The following is an 18,265-nucleotide window of genomic DNA, read 5'->3' as shown; positions in this document are numbered from 1 at the left end:
TTGTGCACCGAAAACCCCCAGCTAGGCTGGGGGTTCCGTAAAGCTTACAGCTTTGAGTATGCTTTTAAAGCCCCTTTTGATTTGTTAGAAAACCTTGCGGTCTGGCAACTGCAAAGGTTCATTCGAAGAATCGAAAGGAGGTCCCGATGGGGGACGAAAAGAGCTTAGCGCACACGCGATGGAACTGTAAATATCACATAGTATTTGCCCCAAAGTACCGGAGGCAGGTGTTCTACAGTGAAAAACGTAGGGCAATAGGCAGCATATTAAGAAAGCTATGTGAATGGAAATGCGTAGCGATCCTGGAAGCAGAATGCTGTCCAGATCATATCCACATGCTTGTGGAGATCCCGCCGAAAGTGAGTGTATCGAGCTTTATGGGATATCAGAAGGGCAAAAGCAGCCTGATGCTTTACGAGCAATTTGGAGAGCTGAAGTACAAGTATCGCAATCGGGAATTCTGGTGTCGAGGATACTACGTAGATACGGTGGGTAAAAATACAACAAAAATAAAGGATTACATAAAGCATCAGTTGGAACAGGATAAGCTGGGAGAGCAACTGTCGATCCCGTATCCAGGCAGCCCGTTTACGGGCCGTAAGTAACGGTCGAAACGCAAATGTCAGATTGCTATGCGCCTGTTAGGGCGCGGCTGGTAAGAGAGCCTTACAGGCGCATATGAAAAACCTCCGGCTATGCCGGAGGATATTTATTTGATGCGGTTCAACAACCGGCGTTATTCGCGGAACAGCGCCTCAATGCTCAGGCCCTGCATCTGCAGAATCTCACGCAGGCGGCGCAGGCCTTCAACCTGAATCTGACGAACGCGCTCACGCGTCAGGCCAATCTCCCGGCCTACGTCTTCCAGCGTCGCCGCTTCATAGCCCAGCAGGCCGAAACGACGCGCCAACACTTCACGCTGTTTGGCGTTCAGTTCGAACAACCATTTGACGATGCTTTGCTTCATATCGTCGTCTTGCGTGGTGTCTTCAGGCCCGTTGTCCTTCTCGTCGGCCAGAATGTCCAGCAGCGCTTTCTCCGAATCCCCGCCCAGCGGCGTATCCACCGAGGTGATGCGCTCATTCAGACGCAGCATGCGGCTGACGTCATCCACCGGCTTGTCGAGTTGCTCGGCAATCTCTTCAGCGCTCGGTTCATGATCCAGCTTGTGGGAAAGCTCGCGCGCGGTGCGCAGATAGACATTCAGTTCTTTGACGATATGGATAGGCAAACGAATGGTACGGGTTTGGTTCATGATCGCCCGTTCAATCGTCTGACGGATCCACCAGGTTGCGTAAGTGGAGAAGCGGAAACCGCGTTCCGGGTCGAATTTTTCCACTGCGCGAATCAGACCGAGGTTACCCTCTTCGATCAGATCCAGCAGCGCCAGACCGCGGTTGCTGTAGCGGCGGGCGATTTTCACCACCAGCCGCAGGTTGCTTTCAATCATGCGGCGGCGGGACGGCACGTCACCGCGCAGAGCACGCCGCGCAAAATAGACTTCTTCCTCTGCGGTCAGCAGAGGTGAATAACCGATCTCACCCAGATAGAGCTGCGTCGCATCCAATACGCGTTGCGTAACGCCTTGAGACAACAGCTCTTCTTCCGCTAAATCGTTCTCGCTGGTCTCTTCTTCTACCAGCGCTTTTTCATCAAACGACTCAGCCTCAGCTCCATTCTCGTCGAAATCCGCATCATCATGTAACTCGTTAACTTTCAGCGTATTTTGGCTCATATGCTGCTCCTACCCGTGATACCGCGAGCAGAATCTCAGCGTATTCTGCCCAATCTATCGCTGCGGAAGATAACGCAGCGGGTTTACGGATTTCCCCTTGTAACGAATTTCAAAATGCAAACGTACTGAACTGGTACCGGTGCTACCCATGGTGGCTATTTTTTGACCCGCCTTCACTTCTTGTTGTTCCCGGACCAGCATTGTGTCGTTATGAGCGTAGGCGCTCAGGTAATCATCATTGTGTTTGATGATGATTAGATTACCGTAACCCCGTAAAGCGTTGCCGGCATACACTACGCGGCCATCGGCGGTAGCGAAGATAGGCTGCCCACGGGAACCGGCGATATCGACGCCCTTATTCCCACCTTCTGATGAGGAAAAGTTATCAATAATCTTACCGTCAGTCGGCCATCTCCAGGTACTGACCGGAGAACTGTTGCTGACGGTGCTGCTCACGGGTGGAGCGGCTTCCGGTGCGGTAACAGGCGCAGTCGCGGTCCCAACCGCTGCGGCACCTGCTGCAGGTAACATCTTACCTACATTCTGTTTACCCGAGTTTTCAGAATACGCGTTAGTTGATTGAGAATCAACCGTTGCCGTCTGGATCTGGGAGCTGGAAGGTGGCTTCGGAACGCCGCCTTTGGTTGCATCTGTCGTCGCCAGCATGCCGCCGCCGCCGTTGGCAGAACCATTACCAAGCTGAATGGTTTGGCCAACATTCAGGCTGTATGGCTCGGGAATATTGTTGCGCTGCGCCAGGTCGCGGAAATCGTTGCCGGTGATCCAGGCGATATAAAACAGCGTGTCGCCGCGCTTGACCGTGTAGGTTTCACCGCCGCTGTAGCTCCCTTTAGGGATAGCGTTATAACTGCGGTTATAGACAATGCGGCCCTCGGGGCTGACCTGCTGCGCCCCGCCATTATTATTGCCGGATGGAACGGCACCGCCGCCACCCACGCTGCTGATAGGGGCCGACGTCGAGGCATTGTTCGTACAACCCGCCAACCACAAACTTACCATCGTACACACCGCTACCCGGCGTAACGTAATCATTGGGCTTCCCGTGCTCATGCTTCCCCCATGACAGCAATATCAGTGATATATCCAAAATACCCTTTACATCGTAGCCGAGCTTTTGCCACTTCCCAGTCCCTGCGATGTAAAGGCGCCGCCGGCCGATCCCTGAACGCCAGGTCATCTCCCGCCGGAGCATCAAAACGCGCGCCAATGCTAACCACATTGGCGTTGCCGCACCATAAGACAACTACGTAGAAAGGCCAATTCTAGTGAAAATTAGCCTGATTGGAACGAGAAAACCTTATCCGGACGTGATGAAAGTGCAACAGATTTTGCAGACGGTCGAAAAATCAGACAATCGCTAGGCCAATTCGCCTTTCACCAGCGGGACAAAGCGCACCGCTTCCACCGCATCGACAACGAACTCGTTGCCATGGCGTTGAATGCGTTTGAGGGTTTGGGCCTGCTCGCCCACCGGCAGCACCAAAATGCCGCCGTCGTCCAATTGTTCCACCAGCGCCTGCGGGATCTCCGGCGGCGCGGCGGTGACGATGATCGCATCGAACGGACCGCGCGATGCCCAGCCCTGCCAGCCGTCGCCGTGGCGGGTGGAAACATTATGAAGATCGAGCTGCTTCAGGCGGCGCTTGGCCTGCCACTGCAGCCCCTTGATGCGCTCGACGGAACAAACGTGTTGCACCAGATGTGCCAGGATAGCGGTCTGATAACCGGAACCGGTGCCGATCTCCAGCACCCGTGAAGTGGGCTTCAAATTCAGCAGCTCGGTCATCCGCGCCACCATATAAGGCTGGGAAATGGTCTGGCCGGAGCCGATCGGCAGCGCGGTGTTTTCGTAGGCCTTATGATCCAGCGCTTCGTCGACAAAACGCTCGCGCGGCACCGCTTCGATCGCCCGTAGCAGCTTTTCGTCCCGGATCCCCTGCTGCCGCAGCTGCGTCAGCAATGTTTGCATACGCTTGTTCACCATTCCCCGCTAACCTCTGCCTTGGTTAACCATGTTTTCACGACTTCCTGCGCCGCGTAGGCGGTCAAATCCACCTGCAGCGGCGTGATCGCCACATAGCCTTGTTCCACCGCCGCAAAGTCGGTATCCGGCCCGACATCAAATTTATCACCAGGCGGCCCGATCCAGTAGAGATTTTGTCCGCGCGGATCCTGCTGGCAGAACACCTTGTCGGCGGGATGGCGGCTGCCGCAGCGGGTAACGCGCAGGCCTCTAATCTCCGCCAGGGGCAGATCCGGTACGTTGATATTCAGGATTTTTCCGGTACGCAACGGCTCACGCTGCAACGCGCGCAGGATACGGCAAGTAATGGCAGCGGCAGTCGCATAGTGCTGGTGGCCGTTCAACGACACCGCCAATGCGGGCAGCCCCAAATGCCGGCCCTCCATCGCCGCTGCGACGGTGCCGGAATAGATGACGTCGTCGCCCAAATTCGGCCCGGCGTTGATGCCGGAGACCACGATATCCGGTGCCGGATGCATCAGCGCGTTGACGCCAAGGTAGACACAGTCGGTCGGCGTCCCCTGCAGCACCGCAATATCGCCGTTGGCCAGCGTCTGCGTGCGCAGCGGCGATTCCAGCGTCAGCGCATTGGAAGAGCCGCTGCGGTTACGATCCGGTGCCACGACCTGCACCTCGGCGAATTCCCGCAGAGCCGCCGCCAGCACCTGAATGCCCGGAGCGCTGACGCCGTCATCGTTACTCAACAATATCCGCATTGTAGACTCAACCCCTAGTTGTCATAACAAGCAAACTTAAAACCGCACTCTTGTTATCCGGTTATTGTCCGGTTGCGGATTCATTGGATCACCCTGGTTCACTTTGCCCCGAATTATAACCGAACTTGCTTGTGTTACTAGCGCGTCGAACTCATGCCGACGGCATCCGAACTCGTTGCAGAAACGGCGTCTGTAGCACTGCGGCGATAAAACGCGTCTACATTCGCCAACACCTGCACAACATGAGGGAACCCTGTCGCGCCCAATACAGTCCATAAAGAATAAATAAAATTTAAATAATAACCAAACAAAACAAAACCCAAAGAACTTTCTTAGCTAGTTTGCTGTTTGCCATCTATATTTTATTGGCTTGAAATTTAATTACTCAAGCCCATTCTTCACTGAGGAAAAAGCCATTATGACCACCTTATCAATGACGGATTATCCGGTTGAACTGACACCGGAAACAGAAAACCTTTCGTTCACCAACATCAACAACACCAATGTAATTATCTCTCCAACATCAGACTTAACCATTTCCAAAGCTCATATAAAGATAGGCAGCGGTTTTAATATGCTGAGCTGGGCCGGTAATTCGACCAACGGCGGACCAAACATTATCAGCGCCAATTTCCGCGCCAATGGCAGCGCTGAGTTCGGCACAAATAACACGACGATTCTATCCGCCAACTTCATCACCAAAGATATCCTGATCGCGACCGCCGCCAATGGCACGAAATCCGCAATCATCAACAGTAACATTGGCAACTTCGACCAATTCAGCTACATCGATCTCGCAGGCTATGTCGGCACCGGCAGCATACATCTTGACGGACAAACCGTAGCGACCGAGGGCGCCCACACCTTTGACGCCGGCATTATCTTCGGCAACGCCATCATCAACAACACCGCTTATGCTGATGTCAGCAACATCGCGCAATCTCCCTACTTCCCCAGCGCGCCACTCGCTTTTTCCCTTAGCGGATTTGCAGACAACGTCCATTTAATTAACGCTAACGCCTCTTACTCGGCCGGGCAATATATTCCCACAACCATTCGTATATTTGATGACGCAACGGCCGCCAGTAAGTTACATGTCGAGCTGGCGAAAGTTCAGGGAAAAAATGTCACGACAGATTTAAATATTGATATTGGTAAAGAGTTTAACCCTTATACCGATACGCCCCCCGCCTATAGCAACCAGAAAATCAACGGTGGCACCTTCGCCGTCACCAGCCATTACACGAACACCCCGGCAAAGGAAATATTAAATATCACCGCAAACTTTACCCATTCTGAATTAACGTTATCCGGTGGAAGCAATCACATCACGGATATCAGCCTCAACGGATTCGCCCTGGGCGGTGCGAATAATTATGTGCTGAAGCTCAATGTCAAAGCGGGCTTTACCGATTCGCTGGCCCGCATCGCCGTGGGCGAACTGAGCAACCCGAACGGCAATCTCGCGCCTATCAGCGTGGACATTCACAGCGAGATCGGCGGCACCGGCGGCGGCGACTTTTATAATACGCTGGGTAGCCTGCAAAATAGCGGGCAGTTCAGCGCCATCATCAACACGCTGGCCGGCAAGCAATTGGAGGTAGAAGGCGCTTCGCAAGACGACAGCTTCAGCGTCATCGGCAACACAACCATCACCGGACACGGTTCGGGTTTCCACGGCGACACGATCAACTTCGCGCACAGCTCCATTTCCAGCCAGGTCAAGATCACCGACTATCATGCGGCCAACGACCGGATCAATGCAGGCGACACCACACAACAATGGACGTTCTCAGCGGCCGGCGGCAAATCACTGGTTTCCTATGGCGACTACGGCAATACGAGCAATTTGAATGCCTTGTTCTCCACATTGGGTGGCGCTGCAGATGCGCAATCCCTGTTCAGCGCAGCGCTCAGTACAGCCACCGGTGGCGCCAGCGAACATGCGCTGGCAGAAGTCGGTGCCATAAAGTTGGGCAATGCGCTGTATATCATCATCGACAGTAATGGCAACCACGGCTTTGACAGCCAGGATATCGTCTTCTCGTTAGGTAACCGCGATCTGCAACAAACGGTGGCGGACATGCACTACAACTCGCCGTCTATCGAGCTGAGCGGCGTGACGCCACCGCAGTTGGAAGCGCTGGCATAAAACGCAAAAGCCCCAGCCTGATTGGCCGGGGCTTTTCGGGCTCCGTCAAAACCCGAACGGCTATTCTCCGTTACTCGCTGATATCCGCATCACTGTCATCCTGCTGCATGATCTCGCGAACTACGCTGGTGGCGAAGCTGCCTGCCGGCAGCCAGAAGCGCAGTTCCACGGTAACGTCATCCCACCAGTTCCACAGCATATTTTGCGGCTGCAGCAGCAGGGCCCGACGAGCGGGTTCGACACGCTCGCGCTTTAAAAGCGTAAGCAATTCCGGCTGCTCCGCCAAGCATTGTTGTTCAAATGCCAACGCATCGCCGGCAGTACCCGGCTCGCCGTCGCCCGGCAACGTCGCGGTGACAACCAGCTCGCCGGCATCCAAGCGCTGTTGCAGCGTCTCCAGTTCATCAGCTTTGGCGACAAACCAGCTGCCGCGGCCGCTCAGCTGCAGGGCGTCACCTTCCAGCACGGTGCGCTGCAGGCCGTCGGCCAGGCGCCTGCTCGCGACCTGATTAAACAGCGCGCTGCGGCTGGCGGACAGGTAGAAACTACGCTTGCTGCGCTCTTTGACGCGAATTTCGTCATTCGCCCAGCGGCGCGCCATCACCAGGTTGTTGCCGCCGCGGCCGAAACGCTGGCTGCCGAAGTAATTCGGCACGCCCTGCGCGGCGATGGCCTGCAGGCGGCGTTCCACGTCCTGCCGGTCGGAAATCTGGCGCAGCACCAACGTAAAGTGGTTGCCCTTCAGGTTGCCAATGCGCATTTTACGCAGATGGCGGGCGTACGAGAGCACCTCGCAGCCTTCCAGCGTAAACCGGGAGAAATCCGGCGTGTCCTTACCCGGCATATGCAGGCAGAACCACTGCTCGGTCACCGCGTGGCGATCCTTCAAGCCGGCATAGCTGACGGAACGGGCGTGAATACCGGCGAAGCGCGCCAGATAATCGGCCACGAACTGGGTATTGCAGCCGTTTTTACGGATGTTCACCAGTACGTGCTCGCCTTCACCGTCCGGCGCAAAGCCCAGGTCTTCCACCACCACGAAATCTTCCGGATTGGCTTTCAACACCCCGGTGCTCTGCGGCCGGCCATGCAGCCAGGTCAGATTCGCCATATTCATGCGGTTATTCCTTGATCAGCAAGGCGACCGCTTCGCAGGCGATGCCCTCGCCGCGCCCGGTGAAACCGAGCTGCTCGGTGGTGGTGGCCTTCACGTTGACGTCATCCATATGGCACTGCAGATCTTCCGCCAGGAAGACGCGCATCTGCGGGATGTGCGGCGCCATTTTCGGCGCCTGAGCGATGATGGTGATATCGAGGTTGCCGAGGCGGTACCCTTTGGCGCGGATGCGTTTCCAGGCTTCGCGCAGCAGTTCGCGGCTGTCGGCGCCTTTGAACGCCGGATCGGTATCGGGGAACAGCTTGCCGATATCGCCCAGCGCCGCCGCGCCCAGCAGGGCGTCGGTCGCGGCATGCAGCGCGACGTCGCCGTCGGAGTGGGCCAGCAAACCTTTGTCGTAAGGGATGCGAACGCCACCGATCACCAGCGGGCCTTCGCCGCCGAATTTATGTACGTCAAAACCGTGACCGATACGCATGATGCGCTCCTTAATTGTCCAACTGAGTCAAATAGAACGCCGCCAGCGCCAAATCCTCCGGCCGCGTTACTTTAATGTTGTCCGCCCGGCCGGCGATCAGCTGCGGATGATAACCGCAATGCTCCAGCGCCGAGGCTTCGTCGGTGACGTTCGCACCTTCATCCAGCGCGCGCTGCAGGCACTGCTTGAGCAGCGGCAGCGGAAACAGCTGCGGCGTCAGCGCGTGCCACAGATCCTGGCGTTCGACGGTGTGGGCGATGGTTTCGCGGCCGGGTTCGGCGCGTTTCATGGTGTCGCGCACCGGGGCGGCGAGAATGCCGCCGACCTTGCTGTGTGCGGTGATCGCCAGCAGGCGCTCGAGATCGTCGGCGTGCAGGCAGGGACGTGCAGCGTCGTGCACCAGTACCCAGTCCGCATCGCCCGCCAGCTTCAGCCCGGCCATCACCGAATCGGCGCGCTGCCTGCCGCCCTCGGTGACGATCACCCGCGGATCCTGGGCGATCGGCAACTGTTCGAACTGGCGATCTTCCGGACCGATCGCCACGATCACCCGCTCGATGCGTGGATGACGCAACAGGGCATGGATGGCGTGCTCGACGATGCTGTGCCGGCCGATGGTTAAATATTGCTTCGGGCATTCCGCCTGCATGCGGCTGCCGATACCGGCAGCGGGCAGGACGGCAATCACCGAGGGAAAGGTGCCTGCGGAGTGATTCATGCGTTATTTTTGTGCGTTATTTTGCGAGGAAGACGCCGCGTTGCGTCTGGATTGGTCAGGAACCAGACGATAGAAAGTCTCACCGGGCTTGATCATGCCCAGCTCATTACGCGCTCGCTCTTCGATCGCTTCCTGACCGCCGTTCAAATCATCGATTTCGGCAAACAGCTGATCGTTACGCGCTTTCAACTTGGCGTTGTTGCCCTGTTGGACCGCAACGTCTTCATTGACTCGCACGTAATCGTGAATACCATTTTTGCCCAGCCACAGTGAATACTGTAACCAACCGAGCAATGCCAGCAATAGCAGCGTAAGTTTTCCCATCTCCGCCCCCTGAAAAACCGACCAATCATCCCACAACTTTTCGTTGGACTCCACACTGAGAGCGGCATTTCAACGCCAAATTCAGAATACGGATGAAGGGTTCCCGAGTTTATCGCCCAATTCCGCGGCGAAAGCGGCAAAAAAAGCCCCTTACACCCGATGCGCACGACGCGTTTTCCAATGAGGCACACACTGCCCTTCACCCATTATGCAGCAAGAACCACTGCACCGCCGCTTTCTGCCCCATCGCTTACTCCGCCACAATGCAAAAAGTGAATATTTACCACCATAGAAAGAATAATCCTTATGCAGGGGTTGTACTTTCATTCATTGAAGCTTATTTTTATGCACTACTAGTGCATAAATAATTCCAATATATAACCTTTCATTATCGGGGATCGCGATGTTAAAACGTTTAGTTCTGATCGGCGCCTGCCTGGCCGCCACCTTCTCCACCGCCGCGTTGGCGGCTGAACCTACCTACGTCGTCGGTTCCGGCGGCACCTATCGGCCGTTCGAATTTGAAAACAGCCAAAAACAGCTGGAAGGTTTCGACATCGACATCATCAAAGCGGTGGCCAAGGCCGAAGGCTTCCAGATCAAACTGATCAATACGCCGTGGGAAGGGATCTTCGCCACGTTGAATTCCGGCGATCGCGACATCATCATTTCCGGCATCACCATCACCGACAAGCGCAAACAAATGGTTGATTTCTCGGCGCCTTACTTCCCGGCCGAGCAGGCTATCGTGGTGCCGCAGGACTCGACGGTAGACTCCATCGCCGCGCTGAAAGCGCTGAAGGTCGGCGTGGTGAACTCCAGCACCGGCGACATCGTGGTGTCCGACGTGCTGGGCAAAAACAGCACCGCCATCAAGCGCTTCGACAATACCCCGCTGATGCTGCAGGAGCTGTATGAAGACGGCATCGGCGCGGCGGTCGGCGACGTCGGCGTGGCCAAGTTCTATATCAAAACCCACCCTGAGAAAGCCTTCAAGCTGGTGCCCGACGCCAAGTTCGAGCGCCAGTATTTCGGCATCGCCGTCGCCAAAGGCAACGACGAACTGCGCAACAAGATCAACGCCGGCCTGAAGAAAATCGTCGCCGACGGCACCTACGCCAAGATTTACCAAACCTGGTTCGACAGCAACGTACCGACGCTGCCGGCGGAATAATGCCCTGTCGCCGGCGCCCACCAGGCCGTCGGCGCACCACCGTTTCAGCCTACCAAGAAGGAATACCTTTTGAACTTCCGCTGGGAGATCATCCAGGAATACGCGCCGCTGTTTATGGAAGGTGCCTGGATGACCATCAAATGCACCATCATCTGCGTGCTGCTGGGCACCACCTGGGGATTGATCCTCGGTCTGGGCCGTTTGGCGCAGGCGCCGCACGGCATCTGGAAACCCATCCTGCATTACGGCGTTCAGTGGCCGGTGCGCATTTACATCAGCGCCTTTCGCGGCACGCCGCTGTTCGTGCAGATCATGGTGGTACACTTCGCGCTGGTGCCGCTGTTCATCAACCCGCGCGACGGCCTGCTGGTCACCAGCGGCCTGATGAGCGTCGATTTTGCCCGCGCGCTGCGCGCCGACTACGGTGCCTTTCTCTCCTGCGTAGTGGCGATCACGCTCAACGCCGGCGCCTATGTGTCGGAGATCTTCCGCGCCGGGATCCAGTCGATTGACCGCGGCCAGATGGAGGCCTCGCGCTCGCTGGGCATGAGCTACGGCAAGACCATGCGCCAGGTGATCCTGCCGCAGGCCTTCCGCCGCATGCTGCCGCCGCTGGGCAACAACGCCATCGCCATCGTCAAGGATTCGTCGCTGGCCTCCGCCATCGGCCTGGCGGATCTGGCCTATGCCGCCCGCACCGTCTCCGGCGCCTACGCCACCTATTGGGAGCCCTACCTGACCATTTCGCTGGTCTATTGGGTCATCACCTTCCTGCTCTCGCTGCTGGTGCAACACATGGAAAAGAGGTTCGGTAAAAGTGATTCGCGTACATAACCTGCAAAAACAGTTCGGCGAGAGCCACGTGCTGCGCGGCATTTCCTGCCGGATCGCCGCCAACGAAGTGGTGTGCGTCATCGGCCCTTCCGGCTCCGGGAAGAGCACCTTCCTGCGCTGCATCAACGCGCTGGAAACGCTCTCCGGCGGCGAGATCGAGGTCAACGGCTTCGCCGTCCACGATCAAAAAACCGACCTGAACAAGATGCGTGAAAGCGTGGGTATGGTGTTCCAGCGCTTCAACCTGTTCCCGCACATGACGGTGTTGGAAAACATCATCATGGCACCGGTGAGCGTGAAGAAACGGCCGCGCGCCGAAGCCATCGCGCAAGCCGAGCAGCTGCTGCACAAGGTCGGGCTGCTCGACAAGATAGACGCCTACCCCAACAGCCTCTCCGGCGGCCAGCAGCAGCGGGTAGCGATCGCCCGCGCGCTGGCGATGGAGCCGAAGATCATGCTGTTTGACGAACCCACCTCCGCGCTCGATCCGGAGCTGGTGGGCGAAGTGTTGGCGGTGATGAAATCGCTGGCACACGAGGGCATGACCATGGTGGTGGTCACGCATGAGATGGGCTTTGCCCGCGAGGTGGCCGATCGAGTGCTGTTTATCGATCAGGGGATCATTCAGGAGGAAGGCGCGCCGCAGCAGATCTTCAGCCATCCGGCTAATCCGCGCACACAGGCGTTTCTGAGCAAAGTTTTGTAACCTTCGGCACCGCTTTGCAATCCTTCGGGCGCCGGCATCGGCGCCCGCTCTCTCACCACCCGGTCAAGAAGCTAAACACCAGCCAGAACAGGCACAGCACGATGGCGCCGGTCAGCAGCAGCGTCAGGATCAGACGGCCGCGCAACAGCATGCTGAGGGTGATGCCGATCAGCACCGACAGCGGCATCAGCGCCAGGAAGAACGGCCAGGTATAGAGCAGGAAAAACAGCGTGTTGGAACCGTAAACCAGGAACGGCAACGCGAACGCCAGCCAGTAGAAAACAAAGCCGCTGACGCCGCCCAGGAAAGAATAAGAAGGCTCCTCTCTCTCCTGTTTTGACTGCTTGGAGTCGATCAAGATAGGCGTGACATTTTGCATAGTGATCCCTGGTTATTCGGCTCGCTCTGCGGCGGCTTAGAGTAAAAAGCGCATGGCGAAAAACGCCACACGCTTTTTTTGAATTCAGGGTTTGATAATAGCCTGACCACGCAACACGTCTAACAATTGCGCAATCAAATTTGTTACCAATTGTTGGCCATCAAGGTGGATTTCCGGCTGCTGCGGCGCCTCGTAAACCGCGTCGATACCGGTGAAATTGCGCAGTTCGCCGGCGCGCGCTTTTCTATACAATCCCTTCGGATCGCGCGCCTCGCAGATCGCCAACGGCGTGTCGACGAACACTTCGATAAAGCGATCGGCGCCGAGCATTTCGCGCACCATCTGCCGCTCGGCGCGGTGCGGCGAAATGAACGCGGTCAGCACCACCAGCCCGGCATCCACCATCAGTTTGGCCACTTCCCCCACCCGGCGGATGTTCTCGCGCCGATCCTCGTCAGAGAAGCCGAGATCGCGGCACAGGCCGTGGCGCACGTTATCGCCGTCCAGCAGATAGGTGCTGACGCCGAGCCCGTGCAGCGCCTGCTCCAGCGCGCCGGCGACGGTGGATTTGCCCGAGCCGGACAGCCCGGTAAACCACAGCACCACGCCGCGATGGCCGTTGCGCGCTTCGCGATCCGCGCGCGTCACGGCGTGCGGATGCCAAACCACGTTCTCATCGTCCGGCCCGGTCGCCCTCAGTTCAGCGGCCACCTTATCGACCACCGAGCAGATCACGTGCGCCCCAGTGCGGGAAGTGCTTACGCACCAGCGCATTCAGCTCCAGCTCGAAGGCGCTGAACTCGCCGTGCGCCGCCGGGGTGGCCTGCAGCGTTTCGCGCACCAGACCGGCGCCTACCGTGACGTTGCTCATGCGATCGATGAAGATCAGCCCGCCGGTGTCGTGATTGCTCTGATAGCTGTCCAGCACCAGCGGCTCGTCGAAGGTCAGCTCCACCAGACCGATGCCGTTAAGCGGCAACGTGTCTGCCGGGTGCTGCGCCAGCGTATTGATCTCCACCTGATGGCGGATACTCTCCACGCGGGCGCGGGTCTTTTTACCGGCGATCTTGATGTCGTAGCTCTGTCCCGGCACCAGCGGCTGCTCGGCCATCCATACCACGTCCACCAGCGCGCTCTGCGCCGCCTGCAGGCTTTCGCCGGCGTCGACCAGCAGATCGCCGCGGCTGATGTCCACCTCATCCTTCAGCACCAGCGTAATCGCCTCGCCCGGCACCGCCTCTTGCAGATCGCCGTCGAAGGTCACGATGCGCGCCACGCTGGACTCCACGCCGGAAGGCAGCACTTTGACCCGTTGCCCCACCCGCACCACGCCGGCGGACAGCGTGCCGGCATAGCCGCGAAAATCGAGGTTTGGGCGGTTGACGTACTGCACCGGGAAGCGCAGCGGCTGGTTTTCTCGCTCGCTGACCACGTCAACGCTCTCCAGCACTTCCAGCAGCGTCGGGCCGCTGTACCACGGCATATGGGCGCTTTCGCTCGCCACGTTGTCGCCGTCCAGCGCCGACAGCGGCACGAATTTGATGTCCAGATCGCCTGGCAGCTGCTGGGCAAAGGTCAGGTAATCCTGTTTGAACTGCTCGAACACCGTTTCCTGGTAGTCCACCAGATCCATTTTGTTCACCGCCACCACCAGATGGCGAATGCCCAGCAGGGTTGCGATAAAACTGTGGCGACGAGTCTGGTCCAGTACCCCTTTGCGCGCGTCGATCAACAGGATCGCCAGATCGCAGGTGGAGGCGCCGGTGGCCATGTTGCGGGTGTACTGCTCATGCCCTGGGGTATCGGCGATGATAAATTTGCGTTTTTCGGTCGAGAAATAGCGATAGGCCACGTCGATGGTGATGCCCTGCTCGCGCTCGGCCTGCAGGCCGTCCACCAACAGCGCCAGATCGAGCTTCTCGCCCTGGGTGCCGATGCGTTTGCTGTCGCTGTGCAGCGTCGACAGCTGATCCTCGTAGATCTGGCGGGTATCGTGCAGCAGGCGACCTATCAGGGTGCTTTTGCCGTCGTCGACGCTGCCGCAGGTCAGAAAGCGCAGCAGGCTCTTGTGTTGCTGCGCGTGCAGGTAGGATTCGACGCCGCCCTGGTCAGCGATTTGTTGTGCAATTGCGTTGTTCATCCGGCGGCTCCTTAGAAATACCCTTGACGCTTTTTCAGCTCCATCGAGCCGGACTGATCGCGGTCGATCATCCGCCCCTGGCGTTCACTGGTGGTGGAGACCAGCATCTCTTCGATGATCTCCGGCAGGGTTTGCGCCTGCGAATCCACTGCGCCGGTCAGCGGCCAACACCCCAGGGTGCGGAAACGCACCATGCGCTGGCTGATCACTTCGCCCGGCTGCAGATCGATGCGATCGTCGTCCACCATCATCAGCATGCCGTCGCGTTCCACCACCGGGCGCGGTTTCGCCAGGTACAGCGGCACGATGTCGATCTTTTCCAGGAAGATGTACTGCCAGATGTCCAGCTCGGTCCAGTTCGACAGCGGGAAGACGCGGATGCTCTCCCCTTTGTTGATCTGGCCGTTGTAGTTGTGCCACAGCTCCGGCCGCTGGTTTTTCGGATCCCAGCGGTGGAAGCGATCGCGGAACGAATAGATGCGCTCTTTGGCGCGCGATTTCTCCTCGTCGCGCCGCGCACCGCCGAAGGCGGCGTCGAAACCGTACTTGTTCAACGCCTGCTTCAGGCCCTCGGTCTTCATGATGTCGGTATGCTTGGCGCTGCCGTGCACGAACGGGTTGATGCCCATCGCCACCCCTTCCGGATTTTTATGCACCAGCAGCTCGAAGCCGTACTCTTTCGCGGTGCGATCGCGGAACTCGTACATTTCGCGGAACTTCCAGCCGGTATCGACGTGCAGCAGCGGGAACGGCAGCGTGCCGGGGAAGAACGCCTTGCGCGCCAAATGCAGCATCACGGAAGAGTCTTTGCCGATGGAATACAGCATCACCGGGTTGGCGAATTCAGCGGCGACTTCACGGATGATATGGATACTCTCCGCCTCCAATTGCCGCAAATGAGTGAGTCGTTTTTCGTCCATAACAGGTCCTTAAAAGCCTTGCCTATGCCAAATTCACGACGGCCGGGCGCGCGGCCCCTTCCGTCTGCGATTGATGCCCGAACCAGGCGATTTGATGGTGCAGTTCCACCACTTCGCCAATCACCAGCAGCGCCGGCAGCGGCGCCCGTTGGGCCAGATGTTCCAGTTGATACAGCGCGCCGATCTGCACCTGCTGATCGGCGCGCGTGCCGCGGCTGATCACCGCCACCGGCGTATCGGCAGCGCGGCCGTGGGCGATCAGGCGTTGGCTGATGTCCGCCGCCTTCATGGTGCCCATGTAGATAGCCAGCGTCTGCCGCGCCCGGGCCAGATCGGCCCAGTCCAGGCCATCGCCGTCGGGGCGGCAGTGGCCGGTGATAAAGGTCACGCTCTGCGCGTGGTCGCGGTGCGTCAGCGGAATGCCGGCGTAGGCGGTCGCCCCCGCAGCGGCCGTGACGCCCGGCACCACTTGGAACGGAATGCCGGCGGCGGCGGCTACCTGCAGCTCTTCGCCGCCCCGGCCAAAGATGAACGGGTCGCCGCCCTTGAGGCGCACCACGCGTTTGCCCTGCTGCGCCAGCGCCACCAACAGCCGGTTGGTCTCTTCCTGGATCACCGAGTGCGCGCCGGCGCGCTTGCCCACGCAGATGCGCTCGGCGTCGCGGCGCACCAGATCGAGGATCTCACCGCTGACCAGGTGGTCATACAGCACCACGTCCGCCTGCTGCATCACCTGCAGCCCGCGCAGGGTCAACAGCCCCACGTCGCCCGGCCCGGCGCCCACCAAGGCTATCTCACCCTGTGCGCCTTCATCGCCTGCGGCGAAGCTTTGCAAACCCTGCTCAAGCTGCCGCTCCGCCTGCGCCGTCTGGCCGTTGGCCACCAGCGTGGCGAAACGGCCGCCGAAGGTTTTCTCCCAGAAACGGCGACGCTCGCCGATCGAGGCCAGCCGCTGTTTGACCTGGCCGCGCCAGCGGCCCGCCACCTGCGCCATCTGCCCCAAACTGGCGGGCAGCAGCGCCTCCAGCTTTTCGCGCAGCAACCGCGCCAGCACCGGCGCCTGGCCGCTGGACGATACGGCCACCACCAGCGGCGAGCGATCGATGATCGATGGGAAGATAAACGAGCAGCGCGGCTGGTCGTCCACCACGTTGGCTAACACCCGGCGTTTATCCGCTTCGGCGAACACCGTGGCGTTCAGCGCGTTGTCGTCCGTGGCGGCGATCGCCAGAAACACGTCGTCCAGCTGCGGCGGGTCAAAGGTTTTCCCCAGCCAGAGCAGTTGCCCTCGCTGACGTTGTTGTTCCAGTTCCGGTGAGAGCGACTGCGCAACTATCCGTATTTCAGCCCCGGCGCGCTGAAGCAGATCGACTTTGCGCGCAGCCACGTCACCGCCGCCAACGACCAGCACCGGACGTTGTTTCAGATCGGCGAATATTGGTAGATAGTCCACAACAGCCTTTTCATATAACAGAAAGATAGTGTGACTATACGGGCTGAGATTTAGCCTCTGAAATGACGAAAAGGAATGATTAGTTCCTTTATGGAATATAGGCCGCAACGCCAGAGGCAAACGGTGATAACTGCGGCGGCGGTTTGCGCATTCGCGCGAAAATTAAGAGACGGGGAAATTGTGTAATGCCGCCCGGCGTCTCATACTGGGTGCCGCAGAAAAATGATCGGCAGCGCCGATAGCAAAGAAGGATTTTTCGGTATGTTTTCCCGTTTTTACCTGAAGACCAGCCTGCTGGCCCTCGCACTCGGCGGCGTCTTCAGCGTTTGTGCCGCACAGCCCGCAAAAGACGCGCCAATGGGCCGTTTCGCCGCCGAACAGACCCGCCACATCGCCACTTACTTCCCCGGCCGCATGGCGGGCAGCCCGGCCGAATTGCTCACCGCCGACTACCTGAAGCAGCAGTTCGCCAAGATGGGTTACCAAAGCGACATTCGCAGCGTCAACACGCGCTACCTCTACACCAGCAAAGACGGCAAGAAGAACTGGAACAACGTCACCGCCAGCTCGGTGATCGCCGCCCGCAACGGCGACAGCCCGAAACAGATAGTGATCGTCGCCCACTTCGACACCTACACGCCGCAGAGCGACGAAGATCTGGATAACAACCTCGGCGGCCTGACGCTGCAGGGCGTCGACGACAACGCCTCCGGCATCGGCGTGATGCTGGAACTGGCGGAGCGCCTGAAAAGCATCCCCACCGCCTACGGCCTGCGCTTCGTCGCCACCAGCGCCGAAGAGCTCGGCTCGCTGGGCGCACAGAACTACCTGCAACGCATGAGCGCGGAAGAGAAAAGCAACACCGTGCTGGTGATCAACCTCGACAGCCTGATCACCGGCGATCGTCTGTACTTCAACGCCGGGCGCAACACGCCGCCGCAGATGGCGAAACGCTCCCGCGATCGCGCGCTGGATATCGCCCATCGCTACGGCATCGCCGCCGCCAGCAATCCGGGTAGCGCACAGCATCCGAAGGGCACCGGCTGCTGCTCCGATCAAGAGGTATTCGACGCCGCAGGCATCCCGGTGCTGTCGGTGGAGGCCACCAACTGGTCGCTGGGCGACAAGGACGGCTACCAGCAGCGCGCCGTCAGCCCACACTTCCCGCAGGGCATCACCTGGCACCGCCCGCAGTATGACAACCTGCAGTACCTGGATCGCTACCTGCCGGGGCGGATCGACAAACGCAGCCGCGACAGCGTGCAGATCCTGCTGCCGCTGATCAAAGAGCTGGCGCAGGCGCACCCGCCGAAAGCACAGAAGAAAAAGTAGCCCGCAAAAAAACAGGGCCCAGCATTGCTGAGCCCTGTCGTGT

Annotated in this window: 19 protein-coding genes; 6 read left to right on the top strand and 13 right to left on the bottom strand. The window is 58.7% G+C overall.

The genetic code is table 11. The features are described from left to right. Positions 1-146 precede the first annotated feature (146 nt). A complete protein-coding gene (tnpA, locus tag AWX27_RS12680) occupies positions 147-605 on the top strand; it encodes an IS200/IS605 family transposase (RefSeq protein WP_060422544.1) in 459 nt (152 codons plus the stop codon). A gap of 131 nt (positions 606-736) precedes the next feature. On the opposite strand, the gene rpoS is transcribed toward tnpA, so the two are convergent. The 4 genes from rpoS to surE all read right to left on the bottom strand — a co-directional run bounded on the left by rpoS (position 737) and on the right by surE (position 4,495). Beyond that, positions 737-1,735: an RNA polymerase sigma factor RpoS gene (rpoS, locus tag AWX27_RS12675; RefSeq protein WP_004932578.1), complete on the bottom strand. Its 999-nt coding sequence runs from the start codon at positions 1,733-1,735 to the stop codon at positions 737-739. A 54-nt stretch (positions 1,736-1,789) separates the two neighbouring features. After that, positions 1,790-2,788 (bottom strand): murein hydrolase activator NlpD, encoded by a 999-nt coding sequence (nlpD, locus tag AWX27_RS12670; protein WP_038871876.1) that lies wholly within the window; start codon positions 2,786-2,788, stop codon positions 1,790-1,792. A 325-nt stretch (positions 2,789-3,113) separates the two neighbouring features. Continuing rightward, positions 3,114-3,740, bottom strand: coding sequence for a protein-L-isoaspartate(D-aspartate) O-methyltransferase (locus AWX27_RS12665; RefSeq protein WP_047728898.1), 627 nt, complete (start codon positions 3,738-3,740; stop codon positions 3,114-3,116). Next, positions 3,734-4,495 carry a 5'/3'-nucleotidase SurE gene (surE, locus tag AWX27_RS12660; protein WP_060422540.1) on the bottom strand — a complete coding sequence of 254 codons (762 nt, stop codon included), beginning with the start codon at positions 4,493-4,495 and terminating at the stop codon, positions 3,734-3,736. Before surE ends, AWX27_RS12665 begins: the two co-directional genes overlap by 7 nt. A 418-nt stretch (positions 4,496-4,913) precedes the next feature. Here surE and AWX27_RS12655 point away from each other — a divergent pair, with 418 nt between their 5' ends. Further along, on the top strand, positions 4,914-6,647 hold the full coding sequence (locus AWX27_RS12655) for a hypothetical protein (RefSeq protein ID WP_148045838.1): 1,734 nt from the start codon (positions 4,914-4,916) through the stop codon (positions 6,645-6,647). Positions 6,648-6,717: 70 nt separating this feature from the next. On the opposite strand, the gene truD is transcribed toward AWX27_RS12655, so the two are convergent. Genes truD through ftsB form a run of 4 tightly spaced genes read right to left on the bottom strand, consistent with a single transcriptional unit; the run spans position 6,718 to position 9,284 of the window. Then, positions 6,718-7,764: a tRNA pseudouridine(13) synthase TruD gene (truD, locus tag AWX27_RS12650; protein WP_060422533.1), complete on the bottom strand. Its 1,047-nt coding sequence runs from the start codon at positions 7,762-7,764 to the stop codon at positions 6,718-6,720. A 4-nt stretch (positions 7,765-7,768) separates the two neighbouring features. Beyond that, positions 7,769-8,242, bottom strand: a complete 474-nt coding sequence (ispF, locus tag AWX27_RS12645; protein ID WP_004932594.1) for a 2-C-methyl-D-erythritol 2,4-cyclodiphosphate synthase — start codon at positions 8,240-8,242, stop codon at positions 7,769-7,771. A 10-nt stretch (positions 8,243-8,252) separates the two neighbouring features. Continuing rightward, positions 8,253-8,960 (bottom strand): 2-C-methyl-D-erythritol 4-phosphate cytidylyltransferase, encoded by a 708-nt coding sequence (ispD, locus tag AWX27_RS12640; protein ID WP_060422529.1) that lies wholly within the window; start codon positions 8,958-8,960, stop codon positions 8,253-8,255. A 3-nt stretch (positions 8,961-8,963) separates the two neighbouring features. Continuing rightward, complete coding sequence (gene ftsB, locus AWX27_RS12635; RefSeq protein ID WP_016929043.1) at positions 8,964-9,284, bottom strand: cell division protein FtsB; 321 nt, start codon at positions 9,282-9,284, stop codon at positions 8,964-8,966. A gap of 403 nt (positions 9,285-9,687) precedes the next feature. Here ftsB and AWX27_RS12630 point away from each other — a divergent pair, with 403 nt between their 5' ends. From AWX27_RS12630 to AWX27_RS12620, 3 genes are all read left to right on the top strand, one after another. Beyond that, positions 9,688-10,458, top strand: coding sequence for a basic amino acid ABC transporter substrate-binding protein (locus AWX27_RS12630; protein WP_039568898.1), 771 nt, complete (start codon positions 9,688-9,690; stop codon positions 10,456-10,458). A gap of 114 nt (positions 10,459-10,572) precedes the next feature. Beyond that, a complete protein-coding gene (locus AWX27_RS12625) occupies positions 10,573-11,292 on the top strand; it encodes an amino acid ABC transporter permease (protein ID WP_042706788.1) in 720 nt (239 codons plus the stop codon). Continuing rightward, positions 11,276-11,998, top strand: a complete 723-nt coding sequence (locus AWX27_RS12620; RefSeq protein ID WP_038871895.1) for an amino acid ABC transporter ATP-binding protein — start codon at positions 11,276-11,278, stop codon at positions 11,996-11,998. The genes AWX27_RS12625 and AWX27_RS12620 overlap by 17 nt, the downstream gene beginning before the upstream one ends. A 52-nt stretch (positions 11,999-12,050) precedes the next feature. Here AWX27_RS12620 and AWX27_RS12615 read toward each other — a convergent pair whose 3' ends face one another. From AWX27_RS12615 to cysG, 5 genes are all read right to left on the bottom strand, one after another. Next, a complete protein-coding gene (locus AWX27_RS12615; RefSeq protein WP_004932611.1) occupies positions 12,051-12,377 on the bottom strand; it encodes a DUF3561 family protein in 327 nt (108 codons plus the stop codon). An 84-nt stretch (positions 12,378-12,461) separates the two neighbouring features. Beyond that, on the bottom strand, positions 12,462-13,151 hold the full coding sequence (cysC, locus tag AWX27_RS12610) for an adenylyl-sulfate kinase (protein ID WP_080432955.1): 690 nt from the start codon (positions 13,149-13,151) through the stop codon (positions 12,462-12,464). Further along, the gene (cysN, locus tag AWX27_RS12605) at positions 13,090-14,517 is read right to left on the bottom strand and encodes a sulfate adenylyltransferase subunit CysN (protein WP_055316082.1); all 1,428 of its coding nucleotides are present in this window, start codon (positions 14,515-14,517) and stop codon (positions 13,090-13,092) included. The genes cysC and cysN overlap by 62 nt, the downstream gene beginning before the upstream one ends. A gap of 11 nt (positions 14,518-14,528) precedes the next feature. Then, the gene (gene cysD, locus AWX27_RS12600) at positions 14,529-15,437 is read right to left on the bottom strand and encodes a sulfate adenylyltransferase subunit CysD (protein ID WP_004932620.1); all 909 of its coding nucleotides are present in this window, start codon (positions 15,435-15,437) and stop codon (positions 14,529-14,531) included. Positions 15,438-15,459: 22 nt separating this feature from the next. Beyond that, complete coding sequence (gene cysG, locus AWX27_RS12595; RefSeq protein ID WP_060422526.1) at positions 15,460-16,890, bottom strand: siroheme synthase CysG; 1,431 nt, start codon at positions 16,888-16,890, stop codon at positions 15,460-15,462. Positions 16,891-17,151: 261 nt separating this feature from the next. Between cysG and AWX27_RS12590 the strand changes: the two genes are divergently transcribed. Beyond that, a complete protein-coding gene (locus AWX27_RS12590; protein ID WP_060422571.1) occupies positions 17,152-18,222 on the top strand; it encodes an aminopeptidase in 1,071 nt (356 codons plus the stop codon). Positions 18,223-18,265 lie beyond the last annotated feature (43 nt).

This window comes from Serratia sp. 2880STDY5682894, assembly GCF_001537385.1.
Classification (GTDB): domain Bacteria; phylum Pseudomonadota; class Gammaproteobacteria; order Enterobacterales; family Enterobacteriaceae; genus Serratia; species Serratia nevei.
This window is presented reverse-complemented; position numbering and strand designations above follow the sequence as displayed.